The sequence below is a fragment of the Thermoactinospora rubra genome (assembly GCF_002093975.1).
In the GTDB taxonomy this organism is placed as follows: domain Bacteria; phylum Actinomycetota; class Actinomycetes; order Streptosporangiales; family Streptosporangiaceae; genus Nonomuraea; species Nonomuraea rubra_A.
In genome coordinates, this window is record NZ_KZ084331.1 from 103,525 (window position 1) to 129,580 (window position 26,056).

Annotated in this window: 24 protein-coding genes; 7 read left to right on the forward strand and 17 right to left on the reverse strand. The window is 70.6% G+C overall.

Translation table 11 applies throughout. From position 1 onward, the window contains the following. Nucleotides 1-137: 137 nt before the first annotated feature. On the forward strand, nucleotides 138-1,568 hold the full coding sequence (locus BSB02_RS11560) for a hypothetical protein (protein WP_143590504.1): 1,431 nt from the start codon (nucleotides 138-140) through the stop codon (nucleotides 1,566-1,568). A 443-nt stretch (nucleotides 1,569-2,011) separates the two neighbouring features. On the opposite strand, the gene BSB02_RS11565 is transcribed toward BSB02_RS11560, so the two are convergent. From BSB02_RS11565 to BSB02_RS11595, 7 genes are all read right to left on the reverse strand, one after another. Continuing rightward, nucleotides 2,012-2,293, reverse strand: a complete 282-nt coding sequence (locus tag BSB02_RS11565; protein WP_084958744.1) for a metal-sensitive transcriptional regulator — start codon at nucleotides 2,291-2,293, stop codon at nucleotides 2,012-2,014. Nucleotides 2,294-2,321: 28 nt separating this feature from the next. Further along, complete coding sequence (locus BSB02_RS11570; protein WP_084958745.1) at nucleotides 2,322-3,389, reverse strand: glycosyltransferase; 1,068 nt, start codon at nucleotides 3,387-3,389, stop codon at nucleotides 2,322-2,324. Continuing rightward, entirely contained in the window at nucleotides 3,386-4,159 is a 774-nt protein-coding gene (locus BSB02_RS11575) for a hypothetical protein (RefSeq protein ID WP_084958746.1), read from the reverse strand. Before BSB02_RS11575 ends, BSB02_RS11570 begins: the two co-directional genes overlap by 4 nt. Nucleotides 4,160-4,259: 100 nt before the next feature. Continuing rightward, the gene (locus BSB02_RS11580; RefSeq protein WP_084958747.1) at nucleotides 4,260-6,353 is read right to left on the reverse strand and encodes a (Fe-S)-binding protein; all 2,094 of its coding nucleotides are present in this window, start codon (nucleotides 6,351-6,353) and stop codon (nucleotides 4,260-4,262) included. 107 nt (nucleotides 6,354-6,460) lie between these two features. Further along, on the reverse strand, nucleotides 6,461-7,051 hold the full coding sequence (locus tag BSB02_RS11585) for a TetR/AcrR family transcriptional regulator (protein WP_084958748.1): 591 nt from the start codon (nucleotides 7,049-7,051) through the stop codon (nucleotides 6,461-6,463). Further along, nucleotides 7,048-7,860, reverse strand: a complete 813-nt coding sequence (locus BSB02_RS11590) for a class I SAM-dependent methyltransferase (RefSeq protein WP_084958749.1) — start codon at nucleotides 7,858-7,860, stop codon at nucleotides 7,048-7,050. Before BSB02_RS11590 ends, BSB02_RS11585 begins: the two co-directional genes overlap by 4 nt. Then, nucleotides 7,857-8,666, reverse strand: a complete 810-nt coding sequence (locus BSB02_RS11595; protein ID WP_084958750.1) for a sugar phosphate isomerase/epimerase family protein — start codon at nucleotides 8,664-8,666, stop codon at nucleotides 7,857-7,859. Before BSB02_RS11595 ends, BSB02_RS11590 begins: the two co-directional genes overlap by 4 nt. Before the next feature lie 32 nt (nucleotides 8,667-8,698). Between BSB02_RS11595 and BSB02_RS11600 the strand changes: the two genes are divergently transcribed. Genes BSB02_RS11600 through disA form a run of 4 tightly spaced genes read left to right on the forward strand, consistent with a single transcriptional unit; the run spans nucleotide 8,699 to nucleotide 12,299 of the window. After that, nucleotides 8,699-9,397 (forward strand): class I SAM-dependent methyltransferase, encoded by a 699-nt coding sequence (locus BSB02_RS11600; protein WP_084958751.1) that lies wholly within the window; start codon nucleotides 8,699-8,701, stop codon nucleotides 9,395-9,397. A 34-nt stretch (nucleotides 9,398-9,431) separates the two neighbouring features. Then, nucleotides 9,432-9,737: a thioredoxin gene (gene trxA, locus BSB02_RS11605; RefSeq protein WP_084958752.1), complete on the forward strand. Its 306-nt coding sequence runs from the start codon at nucleotides 9,432-9,434 to the stop codon at nucleotides 9,735-9,737. A 30-nt stretch (nucleotides 9,738-9,767) separates the two neighbouring features. Next, nucleotides 9,768-11,165: a DNA repair protein RadA gene (gene radA / locus BSB02_RS11610; RefSeq protein WP_084958753.1), complete on the forward strand. Its 1,398-nt coding sequence runs from the start codon at nucleotides 9,768-9,770 to the stop codon at nucleotides 11,163-11,165. Between the two features lie 42 nt (nucleotides 11,166-11,207). Next, nucleotides 11,208-12,299: a DNA integrity scanning diadenylate cyclase DisA gene (gene disA / locus BSB02_RS11615; RefSeq protein ID WP_084958754.1), complete on the forward strand. Its 1,092-nt coding sequence runs from the start codon at nucleotides 11,208-11,210 to the stop codon at nucleotides 12,297-12,299. A gap of 17 nt (nucleotides 12,300-12,316) precedes the next feature. Here disA and BSB02_RS11620 read toward each other — a convergent pair whose 3' ends face one another. Further along, nucleotides 12,317-12,967 carry a hypothetical protein gene (locus tag BSB02_RS11620; protein ID WP_240506365.1) on the reverse strand — a complete coding sequence of 217 codons (651 nt, stop codon included), beginning with the start codon at nucleotides 12,965-12,967 and terminating at the stop codon, nucleotides 12,317-12,319. A gap of 182 nt (nucleotides 12,968-13,149) precedes the next feature. On the opposite strand from BSB02_RS11620, the gene BSB02_RS11625 reads away from it, so the two are divergent. Then, nucleotides 13,150-13,899 (forward strand): HhH-GPD family protein, encoded by a 750-nt coding sequence (locus tag BSB02_RS11625; protein ID WP_240506371.1) that lies wholly within the window; start codon nucleotides 13,150-13,152, stop codon nucleotides 13,897-13,899. Nucleotides 13,900-14,016: 117 nt separating this feature from the next. Here BSB02_RS11625 and BSB02_RS11630 read toward each other — a convergent pair whose 3' ends face one another. Next, the gene (locus BSB02_RS11630; RefSeq protein WP_084958757.1) at nucleotides 14,017-14,385 is read right to left on the reverse strand and encodes a cupin domain-containing protein; all 369 of its coding nucleotides are present in this window, start codon (nucleotides 14,383-14,385) and stop codon (nucleotides 14,017-14,019) included. A 60-nt stretch (nucleotides 14,386-14,445) separates the two neighbouring features. Here BSB02_RS11630 and BSB02_RS11635 point away from each other — a divergent pair, with 60 nt between their 5' ends. Continuing rightward, complete coding sequence (locus BSB02_RS11635) at nucleotides 14,446-14,901, forward strand: MarR family winged helix-turn-helix transcriptional regulator (RefSeq protein WP_240506366.1); 456 nt, start codon at nucleotides 14,446-14,448, stop codon at nucleotides 14,899-14,901. Nucleotides 14,902-14,928: 27 nt separating this feature from the next. On the opposite strand, the gene BSB02_RS11640 is transcribed toward BSB02_RS11635, so the two are convergent. The 8 genes from BSB02_RS11640 to BSB02_RS11675 all read right to left on the reverse strand — a co-directional run bounded on the left by BSB02_RS11640 (nucleotide 14,929) and on the right by BSB02_RS11675 (nucleotide 26,037). Continuing rightward, entirely contained in the window at nucleotides 14,929-15,870 is a 942-nt protein-coding gene (locus BSB02_RS11640; protein WP_084958759.1) for a TIM barrel protein, read from the reverse strand. A 314-nt stretch (nucleotides 15,871-16,184) separates the two neighbouring features. Continuing rightward, nucleotides 16,185-17,399 (reverse strand): cytochrome P450, encoded by a 1,215-nt coding sequence (locus tag BSB02_RS11645; protein ID WP_084958760.1) that lies wholly within the window; start codon nucleotides 17,397-17,399, stop codon nucleotides 16,185-16,187. 32 nt (nucleotides 17,400-17,431) lie between these two features. Continuing rightward, on the reverse strand, nucleotides 17,432-19,045 hold the full coding sequence (locus BSB02_RS11650; RefSeq protein ID WP_084958761.1) for an FAD-dependent oxidoreductase: 1,614 nt from the start codon (nucleotides 19,043-19,045) through the stop codon (nucleotides 17,432-17,434). A 68-nt stretch (nucleotides 19,046-19,113) separates the two neighbouring features. Continuing rightward, entirely contained in the window at nucleotides 19,114-19,788 is a 675-nt protein-coding gene (locus tag BSB02_RS11655; RefSeq protein WP_084958762.1) for a hypothetical protein, read from the reverse strand. 380 nt (nucleotides 19,789-20,168) lie between these two features. Next, nucleotides 20,169-22,673 (reverse strand): ATP-dependent Clp protease ATP-binding subunit, encoded by a 2,505-nt coding sequence (locus BSB02_RS11660; protein ID WP_084958763.1) that lies wholly within the window; start codon nucleotides 22,671-22,673, stop codon nucleotides 20,169-20,171. Between the two features lie 542 nt (nucleotides 22,674-23,215). Continuing rightward, complete coding sequence (locus tag BSB02_RS11665; RefSeq protein WP_084958764.1) at nucleotides 23,216-23,548, reverse strand: histone-like nucleoid-structuring protein Lsr2; 333 nt, start codon at nucleotides 23,546-23,548, stop codon at nucleotides 23,216-23,218. Nucleotides 23,549-24,016: 468 nt separating this feature from the next. After that, nucleotides 24,017-24,499: an RDD family protein gene (locus tag BSB02_RS11670; RefSeq protein ID WP_084958765.1), complete on the reverse strand. Its 483-nt coding sequence runs from the start codon at nucleotides 24,497-24,499 to the stop codon at nucleotides 24,017-24,019. A gap of 104 nt (nucleotides 24,500-24,603) precedes the next feature. Then, entirely contained in the window at nucleotides 24,604-26,037 is a 1,434-nt protein-coding gene (locus BSB02_RS11675; RefSeq protein WP_084958766.1) for an RDD family protein, read from the reverse strand. Between the last annotated feature and the right edge of the window lie 19 nt (nucleotides 26,038-26,056).

The following is a 26,056-nucleotide window of genomic DNA, read 5'->3' on the forward strand; positions in this document are numbered from 1 at the left end:
GGACCTTTCTGATCGGCACCTTTCGATTCTGCCGCCTCCGCGAAGGACTCCGCCGCCTCCGCGAGGAATGCGGAGAATCCGCTGTCGTGAGGAGTTCGCCCGGAACTCGCCCGGCGGCGGCAAGTACCATGGCCGCCATGCCGGATCGCTGGGACCCCTTCGCCGAGGCCGAGGCCGAGGCGAGGGCCATGATCCTGGATCCCCGCTGGGCCGGGCTCGCGCCCGCGGACCGCGCGAGGGCGCTGGCCGCCAGGATCCTGCTCACCGACGACGGCGACCGGTGGCTGTTCGGCGCGCACGGCCGCTGGTACCTCCAGGACCCCTCCGACGGCCGCTGGCACCTGGCCGCCCCGCCGCGGGGCCGTCCCGCGGCCCGCATCCCGCACGCCTCGACCGTGGTGCCGGCGCCGCTGATCCCCTCCGGCCAGGACTGCGTGGCCGTCCCCTCCTCGACGCAGGCGTTCGTCGGCCCGGACGTCGCCGACTCGCTCACCGAGCAGGTCCGCCTGCTGCTGCGCGCCAACTGCCGCCGCCCGGTCGAGACCTACCCGCTCACCGCCTTCGCCGACGTGTTCGCCTCCGACGTGCCCGGCACCGTGGCCGCCGTCTGGGGCGCCATCGTGTGGTGCGCCTACGCGCCCGCCTTCGACGGCAACGAACGGCTGCTGACGATCTTCGGGGAGTTCCTGGGCCGGCCGCTCCCGGGCGACGACTGGGTCCGCTGGCTGCCCTCGCCGCCGCTGTCCTCGCTGGTGACGCTGTTCGCCGAGCGCGTGCGGGCCGAGCAGCACCGCGCCGCCCTCCGCCTGGTCGCGTTGATGGCCGACACCGCGCACGTCCTGGCCGCCGACCCGCGCTTCTCGCCCCGAGCGGAGGCCCTGACCGCCATGCTGGAGCCGCTGCTGCGCCGGCCCGACCTCGACGACCGCGCGGCCCTGCACGGCGACGACGCCGTACGGCACGCATGGCTGGCCCGGTGCCCGGCGCGGTACGACCGTGCCGTCATGGCCGAGCGCCTGCCGGGGGAGGCGTTCCGCCACGCCGTCTACGACCTGGTGGAGGCGCTGTCCTTCCACCCGGAGCGGCTGCGTTTCGCCGCCGCCTTCCTGTCCGAGCTGCCCGACCCCGACGACCGGATGCCCGCGTGGCTGGACCACCGCCTCCGCGTCGCCGTGGCCGCCGCGCGCCCGCACCTCCCGGCTCCCCAGGCCGGTACGGCTACCGCCACCCTCGACCTCCCCGGAGCGGCCCACACGGCGGCCCACACCGCCTCCTGGGAGCTGCCCACCGGCGCCTGGACGCTGGACGACGAGCCCCGGGCCGCGGAGCGCCCGACGGGCGAGCACCACACCGCCGCGCATGCCGTACGGCAGCCGCATCCGGCGCTGCACGACCTGCACCCGCCCGACAGGGAGACGGCGGCAGCGGTGCTGGGGGCCGCCTACGCGGCGGCGCTGGCGTGGTGCGCGCTCACCGGGTGCGACACGCCGGGTAACGGGTTCGCGGGGCCGGCGGCGATCGCTGAGAAGATCGCCCATGAGCGCGACGATCCCCGCGTCAACCACTAATCACGATATTTCTCCCTAACTCCCCCTCTATCGTTGTTGCACGCTAAACAACGGGTAATTGGCCGAATTGTGATCTCGGAAACGGGAAATGATCCATGTGGGGGTAGGGCGGCGCGGAAAGGAATGACCCCGATGGGCCATGTCGCCGCAAGGTCCCCCGCCGTAACCTCGAAGAGGGTGTGGGCTGCGGAAGGAAGGACGACGCGGTGGGGCACGACGACTTGGACTCTCGGGTCCATGACCGTGTCGCGTTGGACGAGATTAAGCTCTACGCCGAGGTGCTCTCCGCCGTCGCTGTCAGCGAGCGACGGCTGACCTTGGACGAGCTCGACGACGCGCTCGGATTGCGGACTTCGGCCAGTCATTGACCGGCCGGGCATGTCTAGTCCCGGACTCCCATGGGTCCGGGACAGCGGTTGCCCGACATGACTAGTCCTATGGCCCTAGGACCGCACGAGACGCGCGATGGCCGCCGAGGCCTCCTTCACCTTGGCCTCGGCCTCCGGGCCGCCCACGTTGACGGCGTCGGCGACGCAGTGCGAGATGTGATCCTCCAGCAGTCCGAGCGCGACCGCCTGGAGCGCCCTGGTCGCCGCCGAGATCTGGGTGAGGACGTCGATGCAGTAGGAGTCCTCCTCCACCATGCGCTGCAGGCCCCTGATCTGGCCTTCGATCCGCCTGAGCCGCGTCAGATACGCCTGCTTGTCCCCGGTGTACCCATGCATGGTTCCAAAGTACCCGTAACCCGTATCGTCAGCGCAGCGAAGAGATCAGCTTGTCCCACTGTTCGCACACGTCGGCGGCCGAGTGGCGCATGGCCGTCTCCCTCGCCCCGGCCGCGAGCGAGCGCCGCCGCCGGTCGTCGTCGATGAGCGCCAGCAGGGCCATGGCGAAGCGTTCCGGCTCGCCGTCGCCCGAGGGCACCAGCACGCCGTTGTAGCCGGTGGCGACGAACTCCGCCGGCCCGCGGGCGTCCTCGTAGGCGACCACCGGCACCCCGCAGCCCATGGCCTCCAGCACGGTCATGCCCAGGTCGTCCGAGCGCGCGGTGGTGGCCACGATGGACGCCTTGGCGAACTCCCCCGCCAGGTCGGGCGTGGTGCCCATGAAGTAGACGTGGTTGTGCAGGTCCAGCTCGGCGACCAGGGCGCGCAGGCGGTTCTCCTCGGGGCCCGAGCCGTACAGCCGCAGCCGCCAGTCGGGACGCTTGTCGGCGACGATGGCGAACGCCCTGATCAGCCGGTCGTAGGCCTTGGCGGGCACCCACCGGCCGCCCGCCGCGACGATCCGGTTGTCCATGCGGGAGCGCGGCCACGGCCCGGGCGGCAGGGCGTCGGTCACCACGTGCACGCCGGGCCCGCGCGGCAGCAGCCGCTCCCACTCGGCCCCGGCCGACTCCGTCGCCGTCACCACCGCGTCCAGCCGCGGGTAGTGCTTGCGCACCGGTCCCGGTACGGCGGGGCGCCCCCACTCCCGGGCGATCTTGAGCGTGCCGCGGGGAGCGTACCTGGCCATCTGGACAGCGATGGCCGGCCGCATGGCCAGCAAAATGTCACTCTTGGTGCCACGCAGCATGCGCCACAGCGCCATCTCGGCGCGCAGCTGTCCCCGTGGCAGGAGGTGCCGCACCCCCGGCCGGGCGTCGATGAGCGACCGCATCGCAATGTCGGGACCGACCGGAAAGAACGGCTTGTCCTTGTGCCGCCGGACGCTGACGACCTCCACCTCGTGCCGCTCGGCCAGCGCGCTGGCCAGGTTGAGCGTGGCCCGTACGTCGCCGCGCATGCCGTACGCGGAAGGAAGGAGCAAGGAGATCCTCACCCGCCCACCTCGATCCTCAGCTCGTCGTCGGCGGTGTAGCGGGGCCGGACGGGCACCCCGTCCACCTCGGTGGCCGGATAGTGCAGCCGGCGGCGCTTGCCGTCGACGTCGTCGAGGCGCGAGCTGAGCGGCAGCGGCGCGGCCACGCCCTCCACCTCCAGCGCCGGCTCCCACGTGCCGGCCTCGGTGACCATGTCGACCAGCGAGACCGCGGCGTGGAAGCGCACGCCCTGCACGGTGGCGGGCGTGCGGATCGTCGCGGCGCCGTCCTGCCTGCGGCGCAGGGCCAGCCTGGCCTCGTGGCGGCAGTCGTCGTCGGCCAGGCCGGTGTAGGCCAGCAGGCCGGTGACCTCGAACCGGCCCTCGCGGAACCACACGGCCCTGACCTCGGCGGCCGGCCTGGCGTCGGCGATCTTCAGGGCCAGGTAGCCGTTGCGCGTGCGGTAGGAGCGGTAGGCCATGGTGCGCCTGCACAGCGCGTAGGCGTCGAGGTGGTCCAGCGAGAAGCCGGGGTCGACGCTCCTGAGCCGGACGCGGCGGCCGTCGTGGTGCAGGTAGGCGTCCCACCGCCCGGCGCTGAGCTCCAGCGGCGCCAGCGACACCGCCAGCGTGCCGGTGTCGACCGGGCCCAGCGTGACCTCGCGCTCGACGCCCGTGGTGCGGTGCCTCAGCACCAGCCCCGTCCCGTGCGGGAGGGGCTGGTCCATCGAGAGTCTCAGGGAGAGCACATCGGCGAGGGTGACTTCCGCGTCCGTGACGACGACGCGCATCCCACGCTCCCTCCCCGTCGACTGAAGCTATGCGACGTTGAGGTTACCGTGATTTTCCCGTTATGTGGATGCCGGGTTTCGTCCTTGACATCCTTTTGTGTCAGGATTTGACAGACCGGATGAGAAGCTGGGCCACGTCCACCACTTCCAGCGACTGCTTGGCCTCGCCGTTGTTCTTCTTCTCGTTGATGGCGTCGCCGAGCATCACCAGGCAGAACGGGCAGGCGGTGGAGACGGTGTCGGGCTCGGTGAGCAGCGCCTCGTCCACGCGCTCGGTGTTGATGCGCTTGCCGATGCGCTCCTCCATCCACATGCGCGCGCCGCCCGCGCCGCAGCAGAAGCCGCGGTCCTTGTGGCGGTGCATCTCCTGGGCCTGCACGCCGGGCACCTTGGACATGATGTCGCGCGGCTGGCTGTAGACCTTGTTGTGGCGGCCGAGGAAGCACGGGTCGTGGTAGGTGATCTTCTCCTCGATCGGCGTGACCGGCACCAGCCTGCCCTCGTCGACCAGCTTGGCCAGCAGCTGCGTGTGGTGCACGACCTCGAAGCGGCCGCCCAGCTGGGGGTACTCGTTGGCGAGCGTGTTGAAGCAGTGCGGGCAGGTGGCCACGATCTTCTTGGCGCCGACCTCGTTGAGCGTCTCGATGTTCTGCTTGGCGAGCATGTCGAAGATGAACTCCATGCCCAGGCGCCGGGCCGGGTCGCCGGTGCAGGCCTCCATCGGGCCCAGCACGGCGAACTTCACGCCCGCGATGTGGAGCAGCTCGGCGACGGCCTTGGTGGTCTTCTTGGCGCGGTCTTCGAGAGCCCCGGCGCAGCCCACCCAGAACAGGTACTCGGTGTCCTCGGGCAGCTTGTCGTCGACCAGCGGGACCTCGAAGTCGAGCTCCTCGATCCAGTCGGCCCGCTTCATCTCCGACATGCCCCACGGGTTGGCCTTGTTCTCCAGATTCTTGATCATCACTCCCGCCTCGGACGGGAACGACGACTCGACCATGACCTGGTAGCGGCGCATGTCGATGATGTGGTCGATGTGCTCGATGTCGACCGGGCACTGCTCCACGCAGGCGCCGCAGTTGGTGCACGACCACAGCACGTCCGGGTGGATGACGCCGTCCTCGCCGACCAGGGGCTTCTCCAGCAGCGCCAGCACGTCCTGCCCGGCGTGGCCGGTGTCGCCGCCCAGCAGGTACGGCGCGACCTTGAAGGCGTGGTCGCGCTGGTCGAGGATGAGCATCTTGGGCGACAGCGGCTTGTCGGTGTTCCACGCCGGGCACTGCGACTGGCAGCGGCCGCACTCGGTGCAGGAGTAGAAGTCGAGGAAGCCCTTCCACGTGGTGTCGGCGATCTTGCCGCGGCCCAGCTTCTCGGGGTCGAGGTCCTCGTCCTCGAAGTCCACCGGCTTGCCGTCCACGCGCATCTGGGGAGCCGCGCCCAGGGCGTCGGGGCGGCGGGAGAACAGCACGTTCATCGGCGCGGTGAAGATGTGCAGGTGCTTGGAGTTCACCACGATGATGAGGAACACCAGCATGAAGCCGATGTGCAGCAGGAGCGCGATCTCCTCCAGCAGCGAGCCGGCGGGCAGCACGTCGCCGAGCGCGATGGAGACGAACGCGCCCGAGGAGTACGGCAGGTTGCCGTTGGCCGCCGCGGCGCCCCGGGCCAGGAACAGCGTCCAGATGATGTTGAAGATCATGAACAGGACGAGCCACGCGCCGCCCAGGTGGGAGCCCGAGAAGCGCGACTTGCGCCCGTGGGTCTTGGGCGAGTTCATGACGCGGATGACGGCGAAGGCGACCAGGCCCAGCACGCACGCCACCGCGATGAAGTCCTGCAGGAAGCCCAGCACCGGCCATCTGCCGATGAGCGGGATGTGGAAGTTCGGCCGGCCGGTGATCGCGCCCTGGATGATCGCGCCGTAGGCCTCGATGTAGACCGTGAGCAGGATGAAGAACGCCCACATCACGAAGAAGTGGGCCACGCCCGAGGGCGTCCACTTCAGCAGCTTGCGCTGGCCGAAGACCTCGACGAGCTGGGCCTTGAGCTCCTCGGGCAGATGGGTCTTGGCGTACTCGATCCGCTCGGGCGCGGGCGGTCCCACGGTGGCCAGCTTGTACAGGAACAGCGCGCGGCGAGCCGCGACGGCGACCGCCGTGACGGTCATCACCAGGGCGACGATCGCTACCCAGAGCACGGGGTCCTCCCACAGACTGCGTTGGCTGCCAGCCTACGACCGCTGGTCATCCACTTCGACGTCCAGGACGCTACTAGCCAGTAACATTAGCATCCCAGAACAATGCTCTACTGTTGGGGGACAAGGTAGCGCTGGATCGTCGGAGCCACCAATTCCACGAGCTCTTCGACGTCCGCCGAGGCCAGCGGCTCCATCCGGATGACGTAGCGGACCATGATCAGGCCGAACATCTGCGAGAAGGCCGCCTCCACCCGCAGCCGCGGCACGTCCAGCGCGACGGCCACGCGGTAGAGGATCGCGTTGGTGAAGAACTCCCTGAGCATCGCCATGGCCTGGTCGTTCGTCACCGCCGAGCGCAGCAGCGCGATCACCGGCTCCCTGGCCTGCGGATCGGCGACGACCGTCAGCAGCGTCCTGACCAGCCGCTGCCCGATCTCCTCCCGCGGCCCCTCCAGGACCTGCGGCAGCAGCGTGCCCGGATCGACCGGCAGCCGCATCGCCGCCGCGAAGATGCCCTCCTTGGAGGAGAAGTAATGGTGCACGAGCGCGGGGTCGACCGACGCCTCGCGCGCGATGCCGCGGACGGTCGCCTTGTCGAACCCCTTCTCCGCGAAGACCCGGCGCGCGGCGCTGAGGATCTCCGCCCGCGTGTCCGACGTGCCCGGCCTGCGCCCCCTGGCCTTGACGGGCTCGGTCATCGGCCCACCGCCAGGTACACCCGCATGGGCACGCTGAGCATCCCGTCGGGGAACTCCCGCCGCAGCAGCTCGCGCTGGCCCTCCACCAGCTCGTCGGCCGCCGCCGGATCCAGGGCCGCCATGTAGGAGTGCGAGCGCAGGCCCAGCAGGAACTCCTCGATTCCCACCAGCCGCGTCCACGGCACCCAGCGCTCGCTCACGTCCAGCACGGCGTTGATGGCCGGCACCCGCCACGCCGGATGCCCCGGCCCCCAGTACGAGGGACACTGCTCGGCCAGCCGCGCCTCGTAGGCCGCCAGCCACTCCGCCCGCCCGGTGTCGTGCGTGTTCCACCACGCCGCGATCGCCCCCGTACGGCGCAGCACCCGCCTGGCCTCGGCGACCGACGCGCGCGGGTCCAGCCAGTGCCAGGACTGGGCGTAGCAGACCAGGTCGGCAACGCCGTCGCGTAGGGGCAGCGCGTTGCCGTCGCCCCGCACGGCGGCGACGCCGCCGGGCCGCGCCGTACGCCCGGACTGGCCGGAATGCCCGGACCCGTCCGGCTCCGCCGTACCCGTGCCGGTTCTGGTCACCAGGCGCGCGAGCATCTCCGCGGCCGGGTCCACCGCCACCACGCGGGCGCCACGCGCCCGCAGGGCGCGCGTCGAGATCCCGGTGCCCGCGCCCACGTCGACCACGGTCGCCCCCGCCAGGGCGACGCCGGACATCTCCGTGACGGCGGCGAACAGGTCGTCGGGGTAGCCGGGCCGGGCGGCGTCGTAGGCGTCGGCGACCCGGTCGAAGACCCGGCCGAGCGCGCGTTCGATCATGTGGATGCCGCAAGGTGGAGCCGGGCGAAGGCCAGCGCCTCCGCAAGATCGTCGATCCGCTCGGTGCGGCTGGCCGCCTTGCGCGTGTTGATCTCCAGCACGACCGCGCCGTCGAAGCCGGTGCTCGCCAGCCGTTCGAGGACCTGCGCGCAGGGCTGGTTGCCGCGGCCCGGCACCAGGTGCTCGTCCTTGTTCGTCACCCCGACGCCGTCGGCCAGGTGCAGGTGCGCCAGCCGGTCGCCGAGCTTGGTGGCCATCTCCATGGCGTCGGAGCGCGACACGGCGGTGTGCGACAGGTCGAGGGTGACGTGGGGGAAGTCGTAGTCGACCGGGTTCCAGTCGGGGGAGTACGGCACGACGTCGTTGCCGCGGGCCCTGAGGGGGAACATGTTCTCCACCGCGAACACGACGTCGGTCTCGTCCTGCATGCGCGCCAGCCCCACCTCGAACTCGCGGGCGTAGTCGCGCTGCCAGCGGAACGGCGGATGCACCACGACGGTCCTGGCGCCCAGCCGTTCGGCCGCCTTGCGCGCCTTGACCAGCTTGGCCCAGGGGTCGCGCCCCCAGACCCGCTGCGTGACCAGCAGGCACGGCGCGTGGATGGCCAGCACCGGGACCTGGTAGTGGTCGGACAGCCGCTCGATGACGTCGATGTCCTGGCTCACCGGGTCGGCGCCGACCATGATCTCGACACCGTCGTAACCGAGGCGACCCGCCAGCTCGAACGCATCGGGAGTGCGTTCGGGATATACCGAAGCCGTGGACAATGCGATCTTCGCATTGGGCACGCGGATGACGTCTGCCACGCTTTCAGCGTACGGCGCTTACGGTTGAACGCATGCCGCACATCCGCAAGGGCGCGATCCCCAGTCCGAACATTTGGCATACGCCGGAGATCTACGAACTGGAGAACGACGCCGTCGACCCCGACGGGGTGGCGGACGAGACGATGCGCGGCATCCGGACCTGGGACGGCGCCACGATCCTCGACATCGGCTGCGGCACCGGCTACCACCTGCCCCGCTACGCCGCCGTCGCCGCCCGCGTGATCGGCGTCGAGCCGCACGACGGCCTGGTGGCGCGGGCCCGCCGCCGGTGCGCGGGCCTGCCCAACGTCGCCGTCCACACCGCGACGGCCCAGGACCTGCCGCTGCCCGACGCGAGCGTCGACGTGGCCGTCGCGCGCTGGGCCTACTTCTTCGGCCCGGGCTGCGAGCCGGGGCTGCGCGAGCTGTCCCGGGTGGTACGGCGGGGCGGCGCGGCCTTCGTGGTCGACCTCGACGCCACGCGCGGCGCCTTCGGCCGGTGGTTCCGCCAGACGGTGCCGCAGTACTCCGCGCAGGCCGTGGAGCGGTTCTGGGCGCAGCAGGGCTGGGAGCGCAAGGAGCTCGACCTGCGCATGGTCTTCCGCACCCGGGCCGACCTGGAGGCGGTGCTGCGCATCGAGTTCAGCCCCGAGGTGGCCGCGCGCGCCGTCGCCGAGACGCCCGGGCTGGAGCTGGCCTACCCCAACGTGTTGCGGTGGCGCTGGTATTGACCCTGACCCCAGGGTCCGGGCTTACGGTTGCCGCATGATCACACTGACCGCGGAGAACTTCGACGAGCAGGTGCTGGGCAGCGACAAGCCGGTGCTCGTGGACTTCTGGGCCGACTGGTGCCCGGGCTGCCGCATGATCGCCCCGGTGCTGGCCGAGATCGAGGCGGAGACCGGCCTGACGGTCGGCAAGCTCGACAGCGACGCGCACGGCTCGATCGTCGCCCGCTACGGGGTGCTGGCCCTGCCCACGCTGCTGCTGTTCGAGAACGGCGAGCCGGTCAGGCAGATCGTCGGCGCCAAGCCCAAGCGCATGCTCATGAGGGAGCTGGGCCTGGCGTGATTGTCGGTTGCGCCCGCTAGCCTGCTCGGCATGGCCAAGACTGCTGCCGGTTACCGCTGCACGGAGTGCGGGTGGCGCACGCCCAAGTGGGTCGGGCGGTGCGGGGAGTGCCAGGCGTGGGGCACCGTCGACGAGGAGGGCGCGCGCGGCGTCAACGTGGTGCAGGCGGGCGCGATCTCCTCGCCCGCCGTGCCGATCGGCCAGGTCAAGGCCGAGCTGGCGGTCGCCCGCACGACGGGGGTGAGCGAGCTCGACCGCGTGCTGGGCGGGGGCCTGGTGCCGGGCGCCGTGCTGCTGCTGGCGGGCGAGCCGGGCATCGGCAAGTCCACGCTGCTGCTGGAGGCGGCGGCCAGGATCGCCGAGCGCGAGACCGTGCTCTACGTCACCGGAGAGGAGTCGGCCGCCCAGGTCCGGCTGCGCGCCGACCGCATCGGCGCCATCCGCGACCAGCTCTACCTCGCCGCGGAGACCGAGCTGTCGGCGCTGATCGGCCACGTGGAGAGGGTCCAGCCGCGGCTGCTCGTCGTCGACTCGGTGCAGACCATCGGCTCGGCGCAGGCCACGGGCGTGCCCGGCGGCGTGACGCAGGTGCGCGAGGTGGCCGCCAACCTCGTACGGCTGGCCAAGGAGCGCGACATGGCCACGGTCATCGTCGGCCACGTCACCAAGGAGGGCTCGATCGCCGGCCCCCGCACCCTGGAGCACCTGGTCGACGTGGTGCTCAACTTCGAGGGCGACCGCCACTCCCGGCTGCGCATGGTCCGCGCGGTGAAGAACAGGTTCGGCCCGACCGACGAGGTGGGCTGCTTCGACCTGCACGAGCGCGGCATCGAGGGCATCACCGACCCCACCGGGCTGTTCGTCTCCCAGCGCAGCAAGCCGGTGCCCGGCACCTGCGTCACGGTCACGGTCGAGGGCACCAGGCCGCTGCCCGCCGAGGTGCAGGCGCTGGTCGCGCGCACCGAGGCGCAGCAGCCCCGCCGCACCACCTCGGGCCTCGACCCCTACCGCGTCCAGATGATCCTGGCCGTGCTGGAGCGGCGCCTCAACGCCCGGCTGGGCGGCTGCGACGTGTTCACCGCGACCGTGGGCGGCATCAAGCTGGCCGACCCCGCGATCGACCTGTCGGTCATGCTCGCCGTGGCGAGCGCGGCGGGCGACCGGCCGCTGCCGTCGGGCCTCATCGCGCTGGGCGAGGTCGGGCTGGCGGGCGAGCTGCGCCCGGTCCGCGACGTCCGCAGGCGGCTCACCGAGGCGGCGCGGCTGGGCTTCACCCGCGCGCTGGTGCCCAAGGGATCGCTCGACGAGGGCGCCCGGCGCGGCGGCCGGCAGCGCTCGCTCGTGCCGGTCGGGCCGACCCAGTTCGCCCCCGGATTCGAGGTCATGGAGGCGGAGAACGTCTGGGACGCCCTCACTCATGTGACGTGACGACGCTAAGCTGGTTGACAGAATCAGCGACACGGGGGCCAAGTGGCACACAACGACAGGAGTCTCGACGAGCGCCGTCGCGAAGCCCTGGCCGCACTGGCTCCGGGCACACCGCTGCGCGACGGTCTTGAGCGCATCCTGCGCGGGCAGACCGGCGGGCTGATCGTCCTGGGCTACGACAAGGTCGTGGAGCAGATCTGCAGCGGAGGCTTCGAGCTCGACGTCGCGTTCTCCCCGACGGGGCTGCGCGAGCTGGCGAAGATGGACGGCGCCATCGTGCTGCGCTCGGGCGACTACCAGATCGTCCGCGCCGCCGTCCACCTCGTGCCCGACCCCTCCATCCCCACCGACGAGGCCGGCACCCGCCACCGCACGGCCCAGCGGGTCGCGCGGCAGACCGGCTACCCCATCATCGCGATCAGCAAGTCGATGCGGATCATCGCGCTCTACCTCGACGGGATCCGCTACGTGCTGGAGGAGTCGGCCGCGATCCTGTCCAAGGCCAACCAGGCGCTGGCCACACTGGAGCGGTACAAGCACCGGCTCGACGAGGTCTCCGGCACGCTGTCGGCGCTGGAGATCGAGGACCTGGTCACCGTGCGCGACGTCGCGGCGGTGGCCCAGCGGCTGGAGATGGTCCGGCGCATCGCCGACGAGATCAAGGGCTACGTCGTGGAGCTCGGCACCGACGGGCGGCTGCTGTCGCTCCAGCTCGAGGAGCTGGTGGCGGGCGTCGACTCCGAGCGGGAGCTGGTCGTGCGCGACTACCTGCCCACCGGCGGGTCCGGCCGCCGCCAGCGCACGCTGGCGCAGGCGCTGAGCGGGCTGGACCAGCTGTCGCCCAGCGAGCTGCTGGAGCTGGGCGCGGTGGCGAGCGTGCTGGGCTACTCCGGCAACGACGCGCTGGACAGCTCGGTGAGCCCGCGCGGCTTCCGGCTGCTGGCGAAGGTGCCGCGGCTGCCCGCCACCGTCGCCGACCGGCTCGTCGACCACTTCGGCGGGCTGCAGAAGCTGCTGGCCGCCAGCATCGACGACCTGCAGGCCGTGGGCGGCGTGGGCGAGTCGCGCGCCCGCAGCGTCCGCGAGGGCCTGTCCCGCCTGGCGGAGTCCTCCATCCTGGAGCGCTACGTCTGAGTGTCGCTTTGACACGGTCAGCGCAGGTGGAAGACCGCCTTGCGGCTGCGCAGCTTCCCGCTGGTGACGACCGCGACGTAGGTGCCGGGCAGCGCCCGCGCGGGCCTGGCCCGGCAGTCGGAGCTCGACCGGTGGCGGTCCCAGTCGATCGTGCGGACGTAGGGGACGCCCCGTTCCAGCCGGACGATCTTCGTGCTCTCGCCGCTCACGCAGTCCGACGTGGACCAGATGCGGTCGCGCCCCGAGGTGATGCGGAACTCGACGGCGCGCGGCCCCACGTCGGCCGTGCACATGACCGGCCCGGTGTTCACCAGCGTGTACACGAACCCGGGACGTTCCTCGCCGGTGTAGACCTCCTGGCGGCCCTGCAGGCTCAGCACCAGATCCTTCGGATCGCACGGCATGCCGGGACGCCTGGTCGGCTTGGCGGCGGGCTTGGCCTTCGTCACTTTGGGTGACGGGGTGGGGGACAGCGTGATCGGCGGCAATCCGGCCAGCAGCGAGCCCTCCGGCGGCGAGGAGCTGGGCGCCGGCTGGGCGCTGGAAGACCGCTCCGGCCCGTCCGACCCGCCGGAACAGGCCCACGCGACGACGGCGACCACGACCAGCACACCGATCAGCAGGCTCATGCGGCGACGCCAGTAGACGTCCACGCCACCGTCACTCATCGTGTCCGGATCCATACGCATAGCATGGAGGAGGGATCGCCTCGACGCGCCGCGACCCGCCGTAGTCTTGACTGGTGGCCGAGCTGCACTCCCCCATCCTCGACTGGTACGCGGAGAACGCCCGGGATCTCCCCTGGCGCCGTCCCGACGCGACCCCCTGGGGCATCCTGGTCAGCGAGATCATGCTCCAGCAGACGCCCGTGGCCCGGGTGCTGCCGGTGTGGCACCAGTGGATGGAGCGCTGGCCCACGCCCAAGGACCTGGCCGCCGAACCGTCCGGCGAGGCCGTACGCCACTGGGGCCGGCTCGGGTACCCGCGCAGGGCGCTGCGCCTCCACGCCTGCGCGACGGCGATCACGGAGGAGCACGGCGGCGAGGTGCCGTGCGACCACGCGACGCTGCTGTCGCTGCCGGGCATCGGGGAGTACACCGCGGCCGCCGTGGCCAGCTTCGCCTTCGGCGGGCGCCACGCCGTGCTCGACACCAACGTCCGGCGGGTGTTCGCCAGGGCGATCCGCGGCGAGGAGTACCCTCCGGCCGCCACCTCGGCCGTCGAGCGTCGGCTGGCGGAGTCGCTGCTGCCCGAGGTCGGCGCGGCGCGCTGGGGCGTGGCGGTGATGGAGCTGGGAGCCCTGGTCTGTACGGCACGCGCCCCGCGATGCGCCGACTGCCCGATCACGGACCGGTGCGCGTGGCGGCTCGCGGGCAAGCCGCCGGGGACTCCGCGGAAGGGCCAGGCCTACGACGGCACCGACCGGCAGTGCCGCGGGCGCCTGCTGGCGGTGCTGCGCGCCGCCCACGGGCCGGTGCCGAAGGCGGCGCTGGACGCGGTGTGGGACGACGCCGTCCAGCGCGAGCGGGCGCTGGACGGCCTCGTCGCCGACGGCCTGGCGGAGGTGCTGGACGACGGGACCTACCGGCTGCCGGGCTGATCGGCGGCTCCCGCCACGGGGCGGCCAGACGGACGGCTGCGCCGTCAGGCCGGCTCCGGCGGGCGGGAGATCCATGCCGGGTCAGGCGAGGCATGCGGGTCAGGCGGGGCAAGCGGGTCAGGCGATCCAGGGCGGCACGCCGAAGTCCTTCCCGCCGGCCGACGCCCGCGCGCCCGCGGCCGCGGTCACGACGGCCGTGAAGCCCGCCTGGCCGGCCGTCAGGCGGCGGAGCACCCCGCCCGGCATGACCACCGTGTCGCCGGAGCCGACCGCGTAGGACTCCTCGCCCAGTTCCACGACGGCCTCCCCGTCGAGGAAGGCCCACAGCTGCTCCACGTCGACGGAGTGCAGGGGCCCGGCGGCGCCCGGCTTGCCCTCCACCCGCCAGATCGCCCGCTCCGCCCCGCCCTGAGTGGGCGAGGCCAGCGTGGTCATGACGCCGGCGGGAGTCTCGGAGCGGCGGGCCTCGGAAGCGCGGATGAGCATGCGTTCTCCCCTAAGATAGACAATGTCGTTGTCCATTTATAGTCAACCAGGTTGTCTATCGTGTCAAGCTACGAGCTCCCGCTGCGGCTGTTCCTCGCCTTCCGGGTCCTGATCGACGAGCTGCACGCCGAGCTCGCCCGCCAGGGCCATCCCGACATCCGGCCCATGCACGGCTTCGTCCTCCAGGCGATCGGCGCGCACGGCACCACGGCCGTGGAGCTGGGCCGTACCCTCGGGGTCAGCAAGCAGGCGGCGGGCAAGACGATCGAGACGCTGGAGCGGCTGGGGTACGTCGAGCGGGGCGTCGATCCGCGCGACAGCCGCCGCAAGATCGTGCGCATCAGCTCCAAGGGCTACGACGCGCTGGCCAAGTCGGCACGCATCTTCGACCGGTTGCGCCAGGGATGGGCGGAACGGCTCGGCGAGGAGCGGCTCCAGGCGCTCGAGAGCGACCTGCGCAAGGTGACGCCCCAGGACGTGTGGCGCCTGGACGTGCCCGGCTGGTTCGGCGCCTGAAGGCGGGCGATGCCTGAAGGCGGGCGATCAGGCGGCGAGCTGCAGGCCCAGGCTGGTGAGGTTGCTGCGCGCCCAGTCCAGCTCCTCGGCCAGCGCCGAGACCAGCGCCCCCGGCCCCTTGGCCTTCAGCGGCACGCTGAGGTTGTGGGTCTCCACCTCGATGTGCGCGGTGCCGTTCACCGTGCCGGACAGCATCGCGGTGAGCGTGTCGTGCAGCACCGCGCCCGTGTCGGAGGTCTCGCCCGAGTGGTTGTGCACGTGCCCGAGCTTGACGACCGGCGCTCCGGCGGCGGCCAGGCCGCGCAGCGCCGCGCCCGGCTCCTCGGTCTCGCCGCACGCCAGGTGGCAGGCGTCCAGGCACACGCCCAGGTGCTCGGAGTCGATGCCGCACACCCGCTCCAGCGCCTGCTCGGTGGTCTCCAGCACGCACCCCGGCCACGGCTCGAAGCCGACCCTGATCGTCTTGCCCGTGACGCTGTAGATGCCACGCAGCTCGCGCGCCAGCCGCTCCAGCCGCCGCGTGGCGATCGCCTGCAGGTCGGCGGGCCAGTCGCGCCGCCAGCCGATGGGGATCGTCGAGATGCTGCCGAAACGCACGTCCTCCGGCAGCAGGAACGCCAGGATGCGCGCGAGCGCCATCGTGTAGCGGTATCGCTCCGGCTTGGCCCAGTCGGGCCCCGGCATGTCCTGGTTGCGCCCGCCGGCGCCGTTGAGGCTCACGACCTCGAGCCCGCGCTCCTCCAGCGAGCGGCGCAGCCGTACGAGCTCGATCCTGTCGGCCATGAGGTGGTCGGCCACCCCGGGCGACAGCCACAGGCCGATGCCCATCCGCTCGACGCCCAGCCGCTTGCGCACCGGCACCGCGTAGCGCGTCAGGTGCGCGATCAGGTTCTCCAGGTCCTCGGCGGGATGGACGCCGGCGTTGTAGGCCAGGTGTACGAGCGTTCCGTCGTCGTGACGCAGGCGCATCGACTTCCTCCACGGCTTGCACTGATGGCGTTCCATCGCCCGCCTCGAGCATCGCGGCTCCCTGCCGGCCGGTGCGTCCGCCCTGAGTTGATTCCTCACTACTCCCGGGGGAGCAGGCCCCCGCCGGGGACATGCTCTTGGGGGACACTTGCGCGAGACTTGGCAACTTCAAGCTCTACGCAGTGTAGTACTACTTGCCGTGGTGATGTAGCCGAGGCGTATAACAATTGCCCCCGGGCCGACGTGAACCTTGTCACGCCCGCGCGGCCCGCGGCCATTCGTGGATTTCCCCAGGCGGGATGCGCCCCCGGACTCTACAGGCGCGGGGCGACTCCGTCGTACTCGATGAAAAGGTGGCGCGGCCCCCTCAGCACCGAGCTGGGGCGGTAGGGCGGCGGGTCGGCGACCAGGCGGGGATTGACCAGCCGGGTGGCGAGCTCCCGCAGGGCGATCTGGGTCTCCAGCCGGGCCAGCGGAGCGCCGAAGCAGTGGTGGATGCCGCCGCCGAAGCCGAGGTGCTGGATGTAGGGCCGGTCGGGATCGAAGCGGTCGGGATCGCGCACGTGCGCGGGGTCCCGGCTGCCCGAGGCGAGGGCCAGGACGATGGAGGACCCCTTGGGGATGGTCACGCCCCCGACGGTGATGTCGTCGAGCGCGACACGCTGGGGCAGGAAGTGCACCGGCGGCTCGAAGCGCAGCAGCTCCTCGACGACGTGGATGACCAGGTCGGGCTCCTGGCGGAGCCGCTGGAGCAGGCCGGGGTCGCGCAGCAGGGTCAGCATGCCGTTGGCGATGAGGTTGACCGTGGTCTCGTGGCCGGCGATCAGCAGCAGGGCGGAGGTGGCGATCACCTCGAGCTCCGACATGGAGCCGTCGGGACCGTCATAGGTGACCAGGCCGGACAGGATGTCGTCACCGGGGTCGCGGCGGTGGGCCCGGGCGAGCTCGCCCAGGTAGCCGGCCAGGCCCAGGAGGGCGGCCTGGCGCCGCTTGTTGCGCTCCTCCTGGTCGCCCTCGCCCGGGCCGAGGGTCTCCACGATCTCCTCCGCCCAGACGTGGAACTTGGGCTCGTCCTCCCGGGGGACGCCGAGCAGGCGGCAGATGACCGCCACCGGGAGCGGGTAGGCGATGTCGTCCACGATGTCGGCCCGCGTCCGGCCGGCGATGCCGTCGATCAGGCTCGTGACGAGCGGGAGCAGCTCGCCGCGCAGGTTCTCGACGGTGCGGGGCGCGTGGGGCGGCCCGAAGTTGCGCATCGTCATCCGCCGGAGCCGGTCGTGCTCGGGCGGGTCGAGGCCGATGAAGGAGGGCGGCAGCGGGTCGCCGGGGGGCGGGTGCGCCAGGTTGCGGCGGTCGGAGCTGACCCTGGGATCGTGCAGCAGGGCGACGATGTGCTCGTAGGTGCTGACGACGTACACGCCGTCCTCCTGCCGCGCCACGGGCGTCTTGCGCAGCTCCCTGTAGAGGGTGTACGGGTCGGCCCGGTTGGCGAACTGGAGAATCTGCTCGTAGATGCTTGCCGAAGCCACGACGGTGTCTCCCTTTGCCTGGTCGTTCGCGGTCACTGGGGTGGGCGCACGAGGGAGACGCGGCGTTCGGCCGGATCGTGGCCGGTCACGACCACGGTCGCGCCTTCGGCGGGCGCCAGCCGCTGCGGGACCCCGGCCGGCATGGGCCGCGTCTCCTCGACCTGGCCGACCATGCGGTAGCCGGGCGGGAACGGCGCCGCCTGCTCGATCTGGCCGCGGTAGAAGTCCAGCCACATGGCCTGGTCGAAGGTGACGGCCGCGGTGATCCTGCCCCGGTAGCCGTAGACGGCGACGAAGCGGCGCTCGGCGGTGGAACCCTGGGCGATCACGATCTCGTCGGCGACGGTCGGCACGCCGACGGACTTGATGTTGACGTGGAACTGGTTGGACCAGAAGACCGGCAACGACAGGTGGGGCCAGCGGTGGGCCTGGTCGCTGAGCATGTTGTGGGCGGCGATCTCGGCCTGGGCGACGGCGTTGCCCCAGTGCTCCAGCGCCAGGAACTGGTAGTGGTAGACCGGATGCGGGAAACGGGCGACGTCTCCGGCGACGAAGACGTCGTCGGTGACCAGGCCGTTGATGTCGACGGCGCGGCACCCCGCGTCGGTGGCCACGCCCCACGGACCGGCCGCCAGCCCCGAGCCCTCCAGCCACTCGACGTTGCGGACGGCGCCGAGCGCGACCACGGCCATGTCGGCCTCCACGGTGCTGCCGTCCGACAGCCTGGCTCCGGTCAGCCTGCCGTCGCGCCCTTCGAGGCCGGTGACGGTGGTCTCGCAGCGCAGGTCCACACCGGCCTCGCGCTGCATGTCGGCCGCGACCGCGCCGACGACCTTGCCGAGGGCGCCGACGAGCGGCGCGGGTCCCGCTTCGACGACGGTGACGGGCAGGCCGAGGTCGCGGCAGACCGACGCCACCTCCGACCCGGTGAACCCGGCTCCGATGACCAGGACGCGGTCGACGCCGTTCGCCAGGCGCCGCCGCATGCGCCGTGCCTCGTCGAGGGTCCGCAGGACGTAGACGCCGTCGAGCGCGGCCTCCTCCTTGTTGGGCCACGGCCGGGCGCGTGCGCCGGTGGCGATCAGCACCTTGTCGAACCCGATCCGCCGGCCGTCGGCGAGCCGTACCTGCTTGGCGGCGATGTCCAGTCCGGTGGCGGGGGTGCCGGCCAGCCATTCGACCTCGATCTCGCGCAGGTGGGGAAGCATCGTGTGCTCGGCGTCGACCGCGCCGGTCAGCACCTGCTTGGACAGGGGCGGGCGGTCGTAGGGTTCGTACGGCTCGTCGCCGACCAGCGTGATCCGGCCCTCAAACCCGTCCCTCCGCAGGACGCCGGCCGCGCGCCCGCCCGCCAGCGAGGCTCCGACGATGACGATGTGGCCGTTGCGCTTGAACTCGTCGTCGCGGGCGCTAGTGGGGTGGGCGAGCTCGGGGTCCACGGTTCTGTGCTGGGTGGCCATCCTGTCGACGTGGATGGCCTGGACGGGGCAGGCCGCGGCGGCTTGGAGGATGCGCTCGCGCTGCTTGTCGTCGGGATCGGTGTCGTACATGAGGGCTTCTTGGCCCGGCATGGAGAAGAGGTCCGGCGCCAGGAAGACGCACTGTCCATAGCCCTGGCAGCGGGTGAGGTCCACGACGACTCGCATGACAGCCCCCGGTCATATGCGACACACGGGGCGTACCCCGCCCTTCCTAGGCACTAAGTGATGAAATTTCATGGGTTGACTAGATCGTCGCGATTAGTCCGAGTGACGATCAGGAAGACGCCGACGATCAGGACCCACACGGGAAACGCCAGCTCCACCCAAGGGAGGCCGCCGACGAGCAGCAGGAGCGCGAGGCCGACGAGGTAGCCCAGCAGGGACAGCCACCGGGGAAGGATGCCCAGACGGGTGCCGATCGTCGTGGTGGTCAGCGCGAACACGCCGGCCATGCGCGGCGCGTACTCGGTGAGCAGGGCGATCGTCAGGTAGCGCCCATAGTGCCAGGTGTCGGCCGACTGGGGGAGGCTCTTGATCTTCTCGATCGTGAGCATGAAACCGGTCGCCGTCGCGCCGAAGACGAACAGCATGCCCACATACAGGAATCCGGCGCCGAGGAAGACCGTGGCGAAGAACCTGTCTTCGCGCATGCCGAAGGAATCGCGCACGGCGCCCATGAACCACAGGAAGAACACCCCTCCGAAGGGCAGCAGGAGCAACGCCACCTGCAGCGCGGTACGGCCCGCCGTGTCGGCGAGGTAGGCGGCCGCGTCCAGCGGGCTCTCGGGGACGGCCCGGCGTACCTGGATCATGGCCCCGCCCAGCAGGAGAGCGGACAGGACGCCGGCGGCTCCGGCGGCACGGGGTGTCCGCAACGCTTTCGCGGGCGGCTCTGCCTTGCGCTGCATGCGGGTCCGTCCTCCCGGTGTCACATCTTCTGCGACTCTACGTATCCGTATGATGCGCTCAGTAGCCAATGTCGGGAGTGGGCCAGGTCGTCGAGCGCGCCGACGGCCTCGTGGCCGGCTCGATCGGCCTGTTCTGGCCGCCGGTCGGCGGCACTGTCGAGATCGGGTACGGCATCGCGCCCTCGCGGTGGGGCTGCGGCTCAACCGGCCGCTGCCGCATGACGTGCGTTGCGGGACCCGATGACGGGCCGCGGAGTGATGGGCTGCGGACGGGATGCATGTGCGCCTTCGATGGTGTTCCCCGCCCGATGCGGAAGTGCCGCAGAAAGGCGAAGACCCCGCGCGACACGAGGTCGCGCGGGGTCTCAGCCGTCTACGCGCTAGTTCTGGATCGGCGCGGCGATCGCGGCGGCCGAGTCGGGAACCCGGGCCGGAGCCGTCTCGCCGGTGAAGACGAACTTGGCGTTGTCGCCCTCGCCCTCGACCGTCACCTTGATGACCTGCCCAGGCCGCACCTCGCCGTACAGGATCTTCTCCGACAGCGAGTCCTCCAGCTCCCGCTGGATCGTGCGGCGCAGCGGACGAGCACCCATGACGGGGTCGTAGCCGCGGTCGGCCAGCAGCTTCTTGGCCTCGGGCGAGACCTCCAGACCCATGTCGCGGTCCTTGAGCCGCTCGGCCACCTGAGCCAGCATCAGGTCGACGATCTCGATGATCTCCTTCGGCGTGAGCTGGTGGAAGACCACGATGTCGTCGACGCGGTTGAGGAACTCGGGCCGGAAGTGCTGCTTGAGCTCCTCCTGGACCTTCGCCTTCATCCGCTCGTAGTTGGACTCGGTGTCGTTGGACTTCGCGAACCCGACCCCGATGCCCTTGGAGATGTCGCGGGTGCCGAGGTTGGTGGTCATGATGATGACCGTGTTCTTGAAGTCGACGACGCGGCCCTGAGCGTCGGTCAGGCGGCCGTCCTCGAGGATCTGCAGCAGCGAGTTGAAGATGTCCGGGTGGGCCTTCTCGATCTCGTCGAACAGGACCACGGAGAACGGCTTGCGCCGCACCTTCTCGGTCAGCTGGCCGCCCTCCTCGTACCCGACGTAGCCGGGCGGGGAGCCGAACAGCCTGGAGACGGTGTGCTTCTCCATGAACTCGGACATGTCCAGCATGATCAGCGCGTCTTCGTCCCCGAAGAGGAACTCGGCCAGCGCCTTGGACAGCTCGGTCTTACCGACGCCGGACGGGCCGGCGAAGATGAACGAGCCGCCGGGACGACGCGGGTCCTTCAGGCCGGCGCGGGTGCGCCGGATGGACCGCGCCAGGCCCTTGATGGCGTCGTCCTGACCGATGATGCGCTTGTGGAGCTCGTCCTCCATGCGCAGCAGGCGGGCGGACTCCTCCTCGGTGAGCTTGAAGACCGGGATGCCGGTGGCGGTGGCCAGGACCTCGGCGATGAGCTCCTCGGTGACCTCGGCCACGACGTCCATGTCGCCGGCCTTCCACTCCCGCTCGCGGCGCTCGCGCTTGAGCTGGAGCTGCTTCTCCTGGTCGCGCAGCGCGGCGGCCTTCTCGAAGTCCTGCGCGTCGATCGCGGACTCCTTGTCGCGCCGCACCTTGGCGATCTGCTCGTCGTACTCGCGCAGGTCCGGCGGCGCGGTCATCCGGCGGATGCGCATCCGCGAACCGGCCTCGTCGATGAGGTCGATCGCCTTGTCGGGCAGGAAGCGGTCGCTGATGTAGCGGTCGGCCAGCTGGGCGGCGGCGACCAGCGCGCCGTCGGTGATCGACACGCGGTGGTGCGCCTCGTAGCGGTCGCGCAGGCCCTTGAGGATCTCGATCGTGTGGCTGAGCGAGGGCTCGGCCACCTGGATCGGCTGGAAGCGCCGCTCCAGCGCCGCGTCCTTCTCCAGGTACTTCCTGTACTCGTCGAGGGTCGTGGCGCCGATGGTCTGCAGCTCGCCGCGGGCCAGCATCGGCTTGAGGATGCTGGCGGCGTCGATCGCGCCCTCGGCGGCGCCCGCGCCGACGAGCGTGTGGAGCTCGTCGATGAACAGGATGATGTCGCCGCGGGTGCGGATCTCCTTGAGCACCTTCTTCAGGCGCTCCTCGAAATCGCCGCGGTAGCGCGAACCGGCGACCAGTGCGCCAAGGTCAAGCGTGTAGAGCTGCTTGTCCTTGAGCGTCTCGGGGACCTCGCCCTTGACGATCTTCTGCGACAGGCCCTCGACGACGGCGGTCTTGCCGACGCCGGGCTCGCCGATCAGAACGGGGTTGTTCTTGGTCCTTCGGGAGAGGACCTGCATGACCCGCTCGATTTCCTTCTCACGGCCGATGACCGGGTCCAGCTTGCCCTCGCGGGCCGCCTGGGTCAGGTTACGGCCGAACTGGTCGAGCACCAGGGAGGTGGAAGGCGCGGACTCCTGCGGACCGCCCGCGGCGGCCGGCTCCTTGCCCTGGTAACCGTGGAGCAGCTGGATCACCTGCTGCCGCACGCGGTTGAGATCAGCCCCAAGCTTCACCAACACCTGGGCCGCCACACCCTCACCCTCGCGGATGAGCCCGAGCAGGATGTGCTCGGTGCCGATGTAGTTGTGACCCAGCTGCAAAGCCTCACGGAGCGACAGCTCGAGGACCTTCTTGGCCCGCGGGGTGAACGGAATGTGCCCCGACGGAGCCGACTGGCCCTGGCCGATGATCTCCTCGACCTGCTGGCGCACACCCTCAAGGCTGATGCCCAGGCTTTCCAGCGCCTTGGCGGCGACGCCCTCACCCTCGTGGATCAGACCCAGAAGTATGTGCTCAGTCCCGATGTAGTTGTGGTTGAGCATCCTGGCTTCTTCCTGTGCCAGGACGACAACTCGCCTCGCTCGGTCGGTGAACCTCTCGAACATCTCGTCGCTCCTCACAGAGCGGTCAGCCAGGCCCGGCAAGCCCGGTCCCGTCATCCCGCATGCCAGCCCTGCCTCAGCGAACCGCGCCCTCTGCCGCTCTATAGCAGAGAACGTTCCCCGGTAGCAGGACGTTCACCCTCCATCCAACTACTGTCTGGGGGTGGTGTGTTCCGGATACGCCGCAAGCGAACGACGTTTTAAGGGCCGCGGGAAAGATCGGCACGCGGCGGCACGCCCCGAGGGGCCCGTCCGTCCAGGGTCGAGGCGAGGTTCGAGAGGGTACCGCACAGCCGCCCGCCGTCCCCGATCGGGTACGGCGGAGCGGGCACGTCACAGACGGCGGACGGCCGATGGCGGCGGAGGGGAAAGGGGATGACCGGCTACACGCAGTCATGCGCTTATGGCGCGCGCCCGGGGTTCGACCAAGGGGAAACGTGCCCGCGGGGCCGTCCCGCGGATGCCTCGCCCTCATGCGCGTCACGGGGACCGCAGGGCACGTCTCCAGTTGGCGGCGATCGTCATAAGCGCACGTGTCGGCGCTACTAGTGAGCCGCTTCGTACTTCTCCACCACGTTCGCGGCGATCCGGCCGCGCTCGCTCACCGGCAGGCCGTGGGCCTTGGCCCACGCCCGGATCTCGGAGCTCTTCTCGCGGCTCATCGAACGGGAGCTGCCGCGACCGCGACGACGCGGGGTAGACGTGCCGGCCTTACGAGCGCGCTGCACGAAAGGCATGAGCGCGTCCCTCAGCTTCTTGGCGTTTCCGTCGCTGAGGTCAATCTCGTAGGAAGCGCCGTCAATAGCGAAGCTGACCGTCTCATTGGCCTCGCCGCCGTCGAGGTCGTCGATGAGAATCTCCTGGATCTGCTTGGCCATCTACGCATTCCTTTCCCGGAGTATTGCTTCATTCGCTTGCCCAAACATATACCCGGAAAGGCCCGAACACAATTCAGCGGGGCCGGATTGGGCGGGAGGCGGATCAGTTGCCCTTCGGGGACCGACCCGCGGCGTTTGACCGGCGCGTCGCGGCGGCCTCCGATCTGACGAGCTTCACGACGCCATAGATGAAGGCGGCAGCCACGACGGCCGGCGGCAGCAGCGCGGTCAATACGTCTGTTACGGCTTGCATTCGTCCTCGACTCCACACGGGGGACGCTTAAACCACCGGCGACACGCGGACGAGCGGTGCGGCCCCGCACCGCCGGACACGTACCTGACACTAGCGCTACAAGGGTCCCGTCCGCCCCCAGGGGGCCGCCTGGACCCTCTGTCTCAGCTTAATACCAGTCTGGGCAGCCCTCTTACCCGATCAACTGAAATTTCCCTGAAAGGGAGCCTTCGGGGTCATCGACGGTCTTTGACCACGCACGTTCCCGCAGCTCTGTCGTGGAGCCCCCGCTGCAGCGGCTTGTCGATCAAGATGAACAAGCCCACCACGAAGGCGAAGATTCCGCCGGCCAGATTGAGCACCGGAATCCCCATCACCATCGTCGGCCCCGGATACAGCAGCGAGCGTTTCAGCAGGGCGCCCCGGCCGCCCTCCACCCGAATCTTCATGATCGCCTTACCGAAGGTGCGCCCGTGCCGGGAAAGGGCCCACCAGTCGTAGGCGGTATAGGCCGCTCCGGCCAGCAACCATGAGAACACCACGACGAGCTGGCCTTCGAACGCCTCCAACAACCCGACAGTCCGGAAGAACAGCCACAGGCCGATGGACAGAATGTAATAGAGCACCCCGAACACGAGGCTCTCAATGAGCCTTGCGGTGAACCGCTCCCACCATTCGGCCGGTACGACACGAGTCCCTGGCGGCGTCGCGGCGGTCATAAGCCCTCACCTCCCCGCCGGGGCTTTATCTCATAGTCTGGTACGGCAGGCGGACATGAAACAGGGGCCGACACGCGGCCGGCCCCCGTTTGCCGTCCGAGCGCTTACCTGACCTTCACCACCACGGTCCTGGCCACCTTGTCGGCGTAGGTCTGCTGCAGCGGCTTGTCCCACAGCTGCGACGCGGCGTTCAGGCCCACCGCGACGGCGCCGAGCAGCCATCCCAGGATCGGGACGATGTTGAGGACGTATCCGCCCCACGTGACCCCGGCACGCTTGAGGGCCGTGCCGGAGTCGAGCCCGCCCGGCGGAACCGCCCCGCCCACCGGCACGATCTTGATGCCCATGACCATCTTGCCGACGGTCTGGCCCTTCATCTTCGTGAGAAGGAATTCGTACAGGACGTAGAGGACCACCAGCAGGAGCGTGATGATGAGGCCCACCGCGAAGGCGCCCAGCCCGCCGGTCGTCTCACCCGTCCGCCAGTCGTAGGTTGCGAGGAAGACCGCGGTGATGACGCCGCCGATGATCGCGTAGAGCACACCGAAGATCACACCGTCGAGGATCCTGGCCACCAGGCGCTGCCACCACTCCGCGAGCGGGGCGGGCGCTCCGGGTGGCTGCACGCCCATGGGCTTGCCGTACGGCTGCTGACCGTAGGGCGCCTGGCCGTAGCCCTGCTGGCCGTAGGCGGGCGGCGTGCCGTACTGCGGCTGGCCGTATCCCGGCTGCTGGGCGCCGTACTGCGGGGCCGAGCCGTACTGCGGCTGGCCGTAGCCCGGCTGGGCGCCGGAAGCGCCCTGCTGGCCGTAAGCCTGCTGCTGGCCGTAGTCGGGCTGGCCGTATGCCTGCTGTTGGCCGTAGTCGGGCTGGCCGTAACCGGGCTGGGGAGCGCTCGGCTGCTGGCCGTAGCCGTACTGCTGGCCGCCGGAGGGCGGCTGCTGGCCGTACTCCTGCTGCTGGCCGTAGCCCTGCTGGCCATAGTCCTGCTGACCGTAGCCCTGCTGCTGGCCCGAGCCGTACTGCTGCTGCCCGTAGCCCGGCTGGGTGCCCGAAGCGCCCTGCTGGCCATATCCGGGCTGACCGTAACCCTGCTGCTGACCGTAGCCCTGCTGGCCATAGTCGGGCTGACCGTATCCGGGCTGCTGGCCATACCCAGGCTGCTGACCCGAGCCGTACTGCTGGCCGCCGGAACCAGGCTGCTGACCCGGCTGGACTTGCTGGCCCTGCTGACCCTGCTGGCCGTAGTCCGGCTGCCCGTACCCGGGCTGCTGGCCGTACCCCTGTTGCTGGCCCGAGCCGTACTGCTGCTGCCCATAGCCGGGCTGCTGGCCGTACCCCTGGCCGTAGGGCTGCTGCTGCCCGTAGCCGGGCTGCTGACCGTACGGCTCGCCCTCCTGGCGGTAGCCCACGATCGTCACGTCGGGGTCGGGGTCCGCGGGACCCCGCCCGGTGTTCTGCTGACCGTATTCGGGAGCCCCGGGCTTGTCGTTCTCACCGGGATCATCCTGTGGATACGGCGGCTGTCCGGTGCTCACCGTGTCACCTCACTTCGAG

Coding starts and splice junctions, on each gene's coding strand:
- BSB02_RS11560 (WP_143590504.1), top strand. CDS start 138: ATGCCGGATCGCTGGGACCCCTTCGCCGAGGCCGAGGCCGAGGCGAGG.
- BSB02_RS11565 (WP_084958744.1), bottom strand. CDS start 2,293: ATGCATGGGTACACCGGGGACAAGCAGGCGTATCTGACGCGGCTCAGG.
- BSB02_RS11575 (WP_084958746.1), bottom strand. CDS start 4,159: ATGCGCGTCGTCGTCACGGACGCGGAAGTCACCCTCGCCGATGTGCTC.
- BSB02_RS11585 (WP_084958748.1), bottom strand. CDS start 7,051: ATGACCGAGCCCGTCAAGGCCAGGGGGCGCAGGCCGGGCACGTCGGAC.
- BSB02_RS11590 (WP_084958749.1), bottom strand. CDS start 7,860: ATGATCGAACGCGCGCTCGGCCGGGTCTTCGACCGGGTCGCCGACGCC.
- BSB02_RS11600 (WP_084958751.1), top strand. CDS start 8,699: ATGCCGCACATCCGCAAGGGCGCGATCCCCAGTCCGAACATTTGGCAT.
- trxA (WP_084958752.1), top strand. CDS start 9,432: ATGATCACACTGACCGCGGAGAACTTCGACGAGCAGGTGCTGGGCAGC.
- radA (WP_084958753.1), top strand. CDS start 9,768: ATGGCCAAGACTGCTGCCGGTTACCGCTGCACGGAGTGCGGGTGGCGC.
- BSB02_RS11620 (WP_240506365.1), bottom strand. CDS start 12,967: ATGAGTGACGGTGGCGTGGACGTCTACTGGCGTCGCCGCATGAGCCTG.
- BSB02_RS11625 (WP_240506371.1), top strand. CDS start 13,150: ATGCTCCAGCAGACGCCCGTGGCCCGGGTGCTGCCGGTGTGGCACCAG.
- BSB02_RS11630 (WP_084958757.1), bottom strand. CDS start 14,385: ATGCTCATCCGCGCTTCCGAGGCCCGCCGCTCCGAGACTCCCGCCGGC.
- BSB02_RS11640 (WP_084958759.1), bottom strand. CDS start 15,870: ATGCGCCTGCGTCACGACGACGGAACGCTCGTACACCTGGCCTACAAC.
- BSB02_RS11650 (WP_084958761.1), bottom strand. CDS start 19,045: ATGCGAGTCGTCGTGGACCTCACCCGCTGCCAGGGCTATGGACAGTGC.
- BSB02_RS11655 (WP_084958762.1), bottom strand. CDS start 19,788: ATGCAGCGCAAGGCAGAGCCGCCCGCGAAAGCGTTGCGGACACCCCGT.
- BSB02_RS11660 (WP_084958763.1), bottom strand. CDS start 22,673: ATGTTCGAGAGGTTCACCGACCGAGCGAGGCGAGTTGTCGTCCTGGCA.
- BSB02_RS11665 (WP_084958764.1), bottom strand. CDS start 23,548: ATGGCCAAGCAGATCCAGGAGATTCTCATCGACGACCTCGACGGCGGC.
- BSB02_RS11670 (WP_084958765.1), bottom strand. CDS start 24,499: ATGACCGCCGCGACGCCGCCAGGGACTCGTGTCGTACCGGCCGAATGG.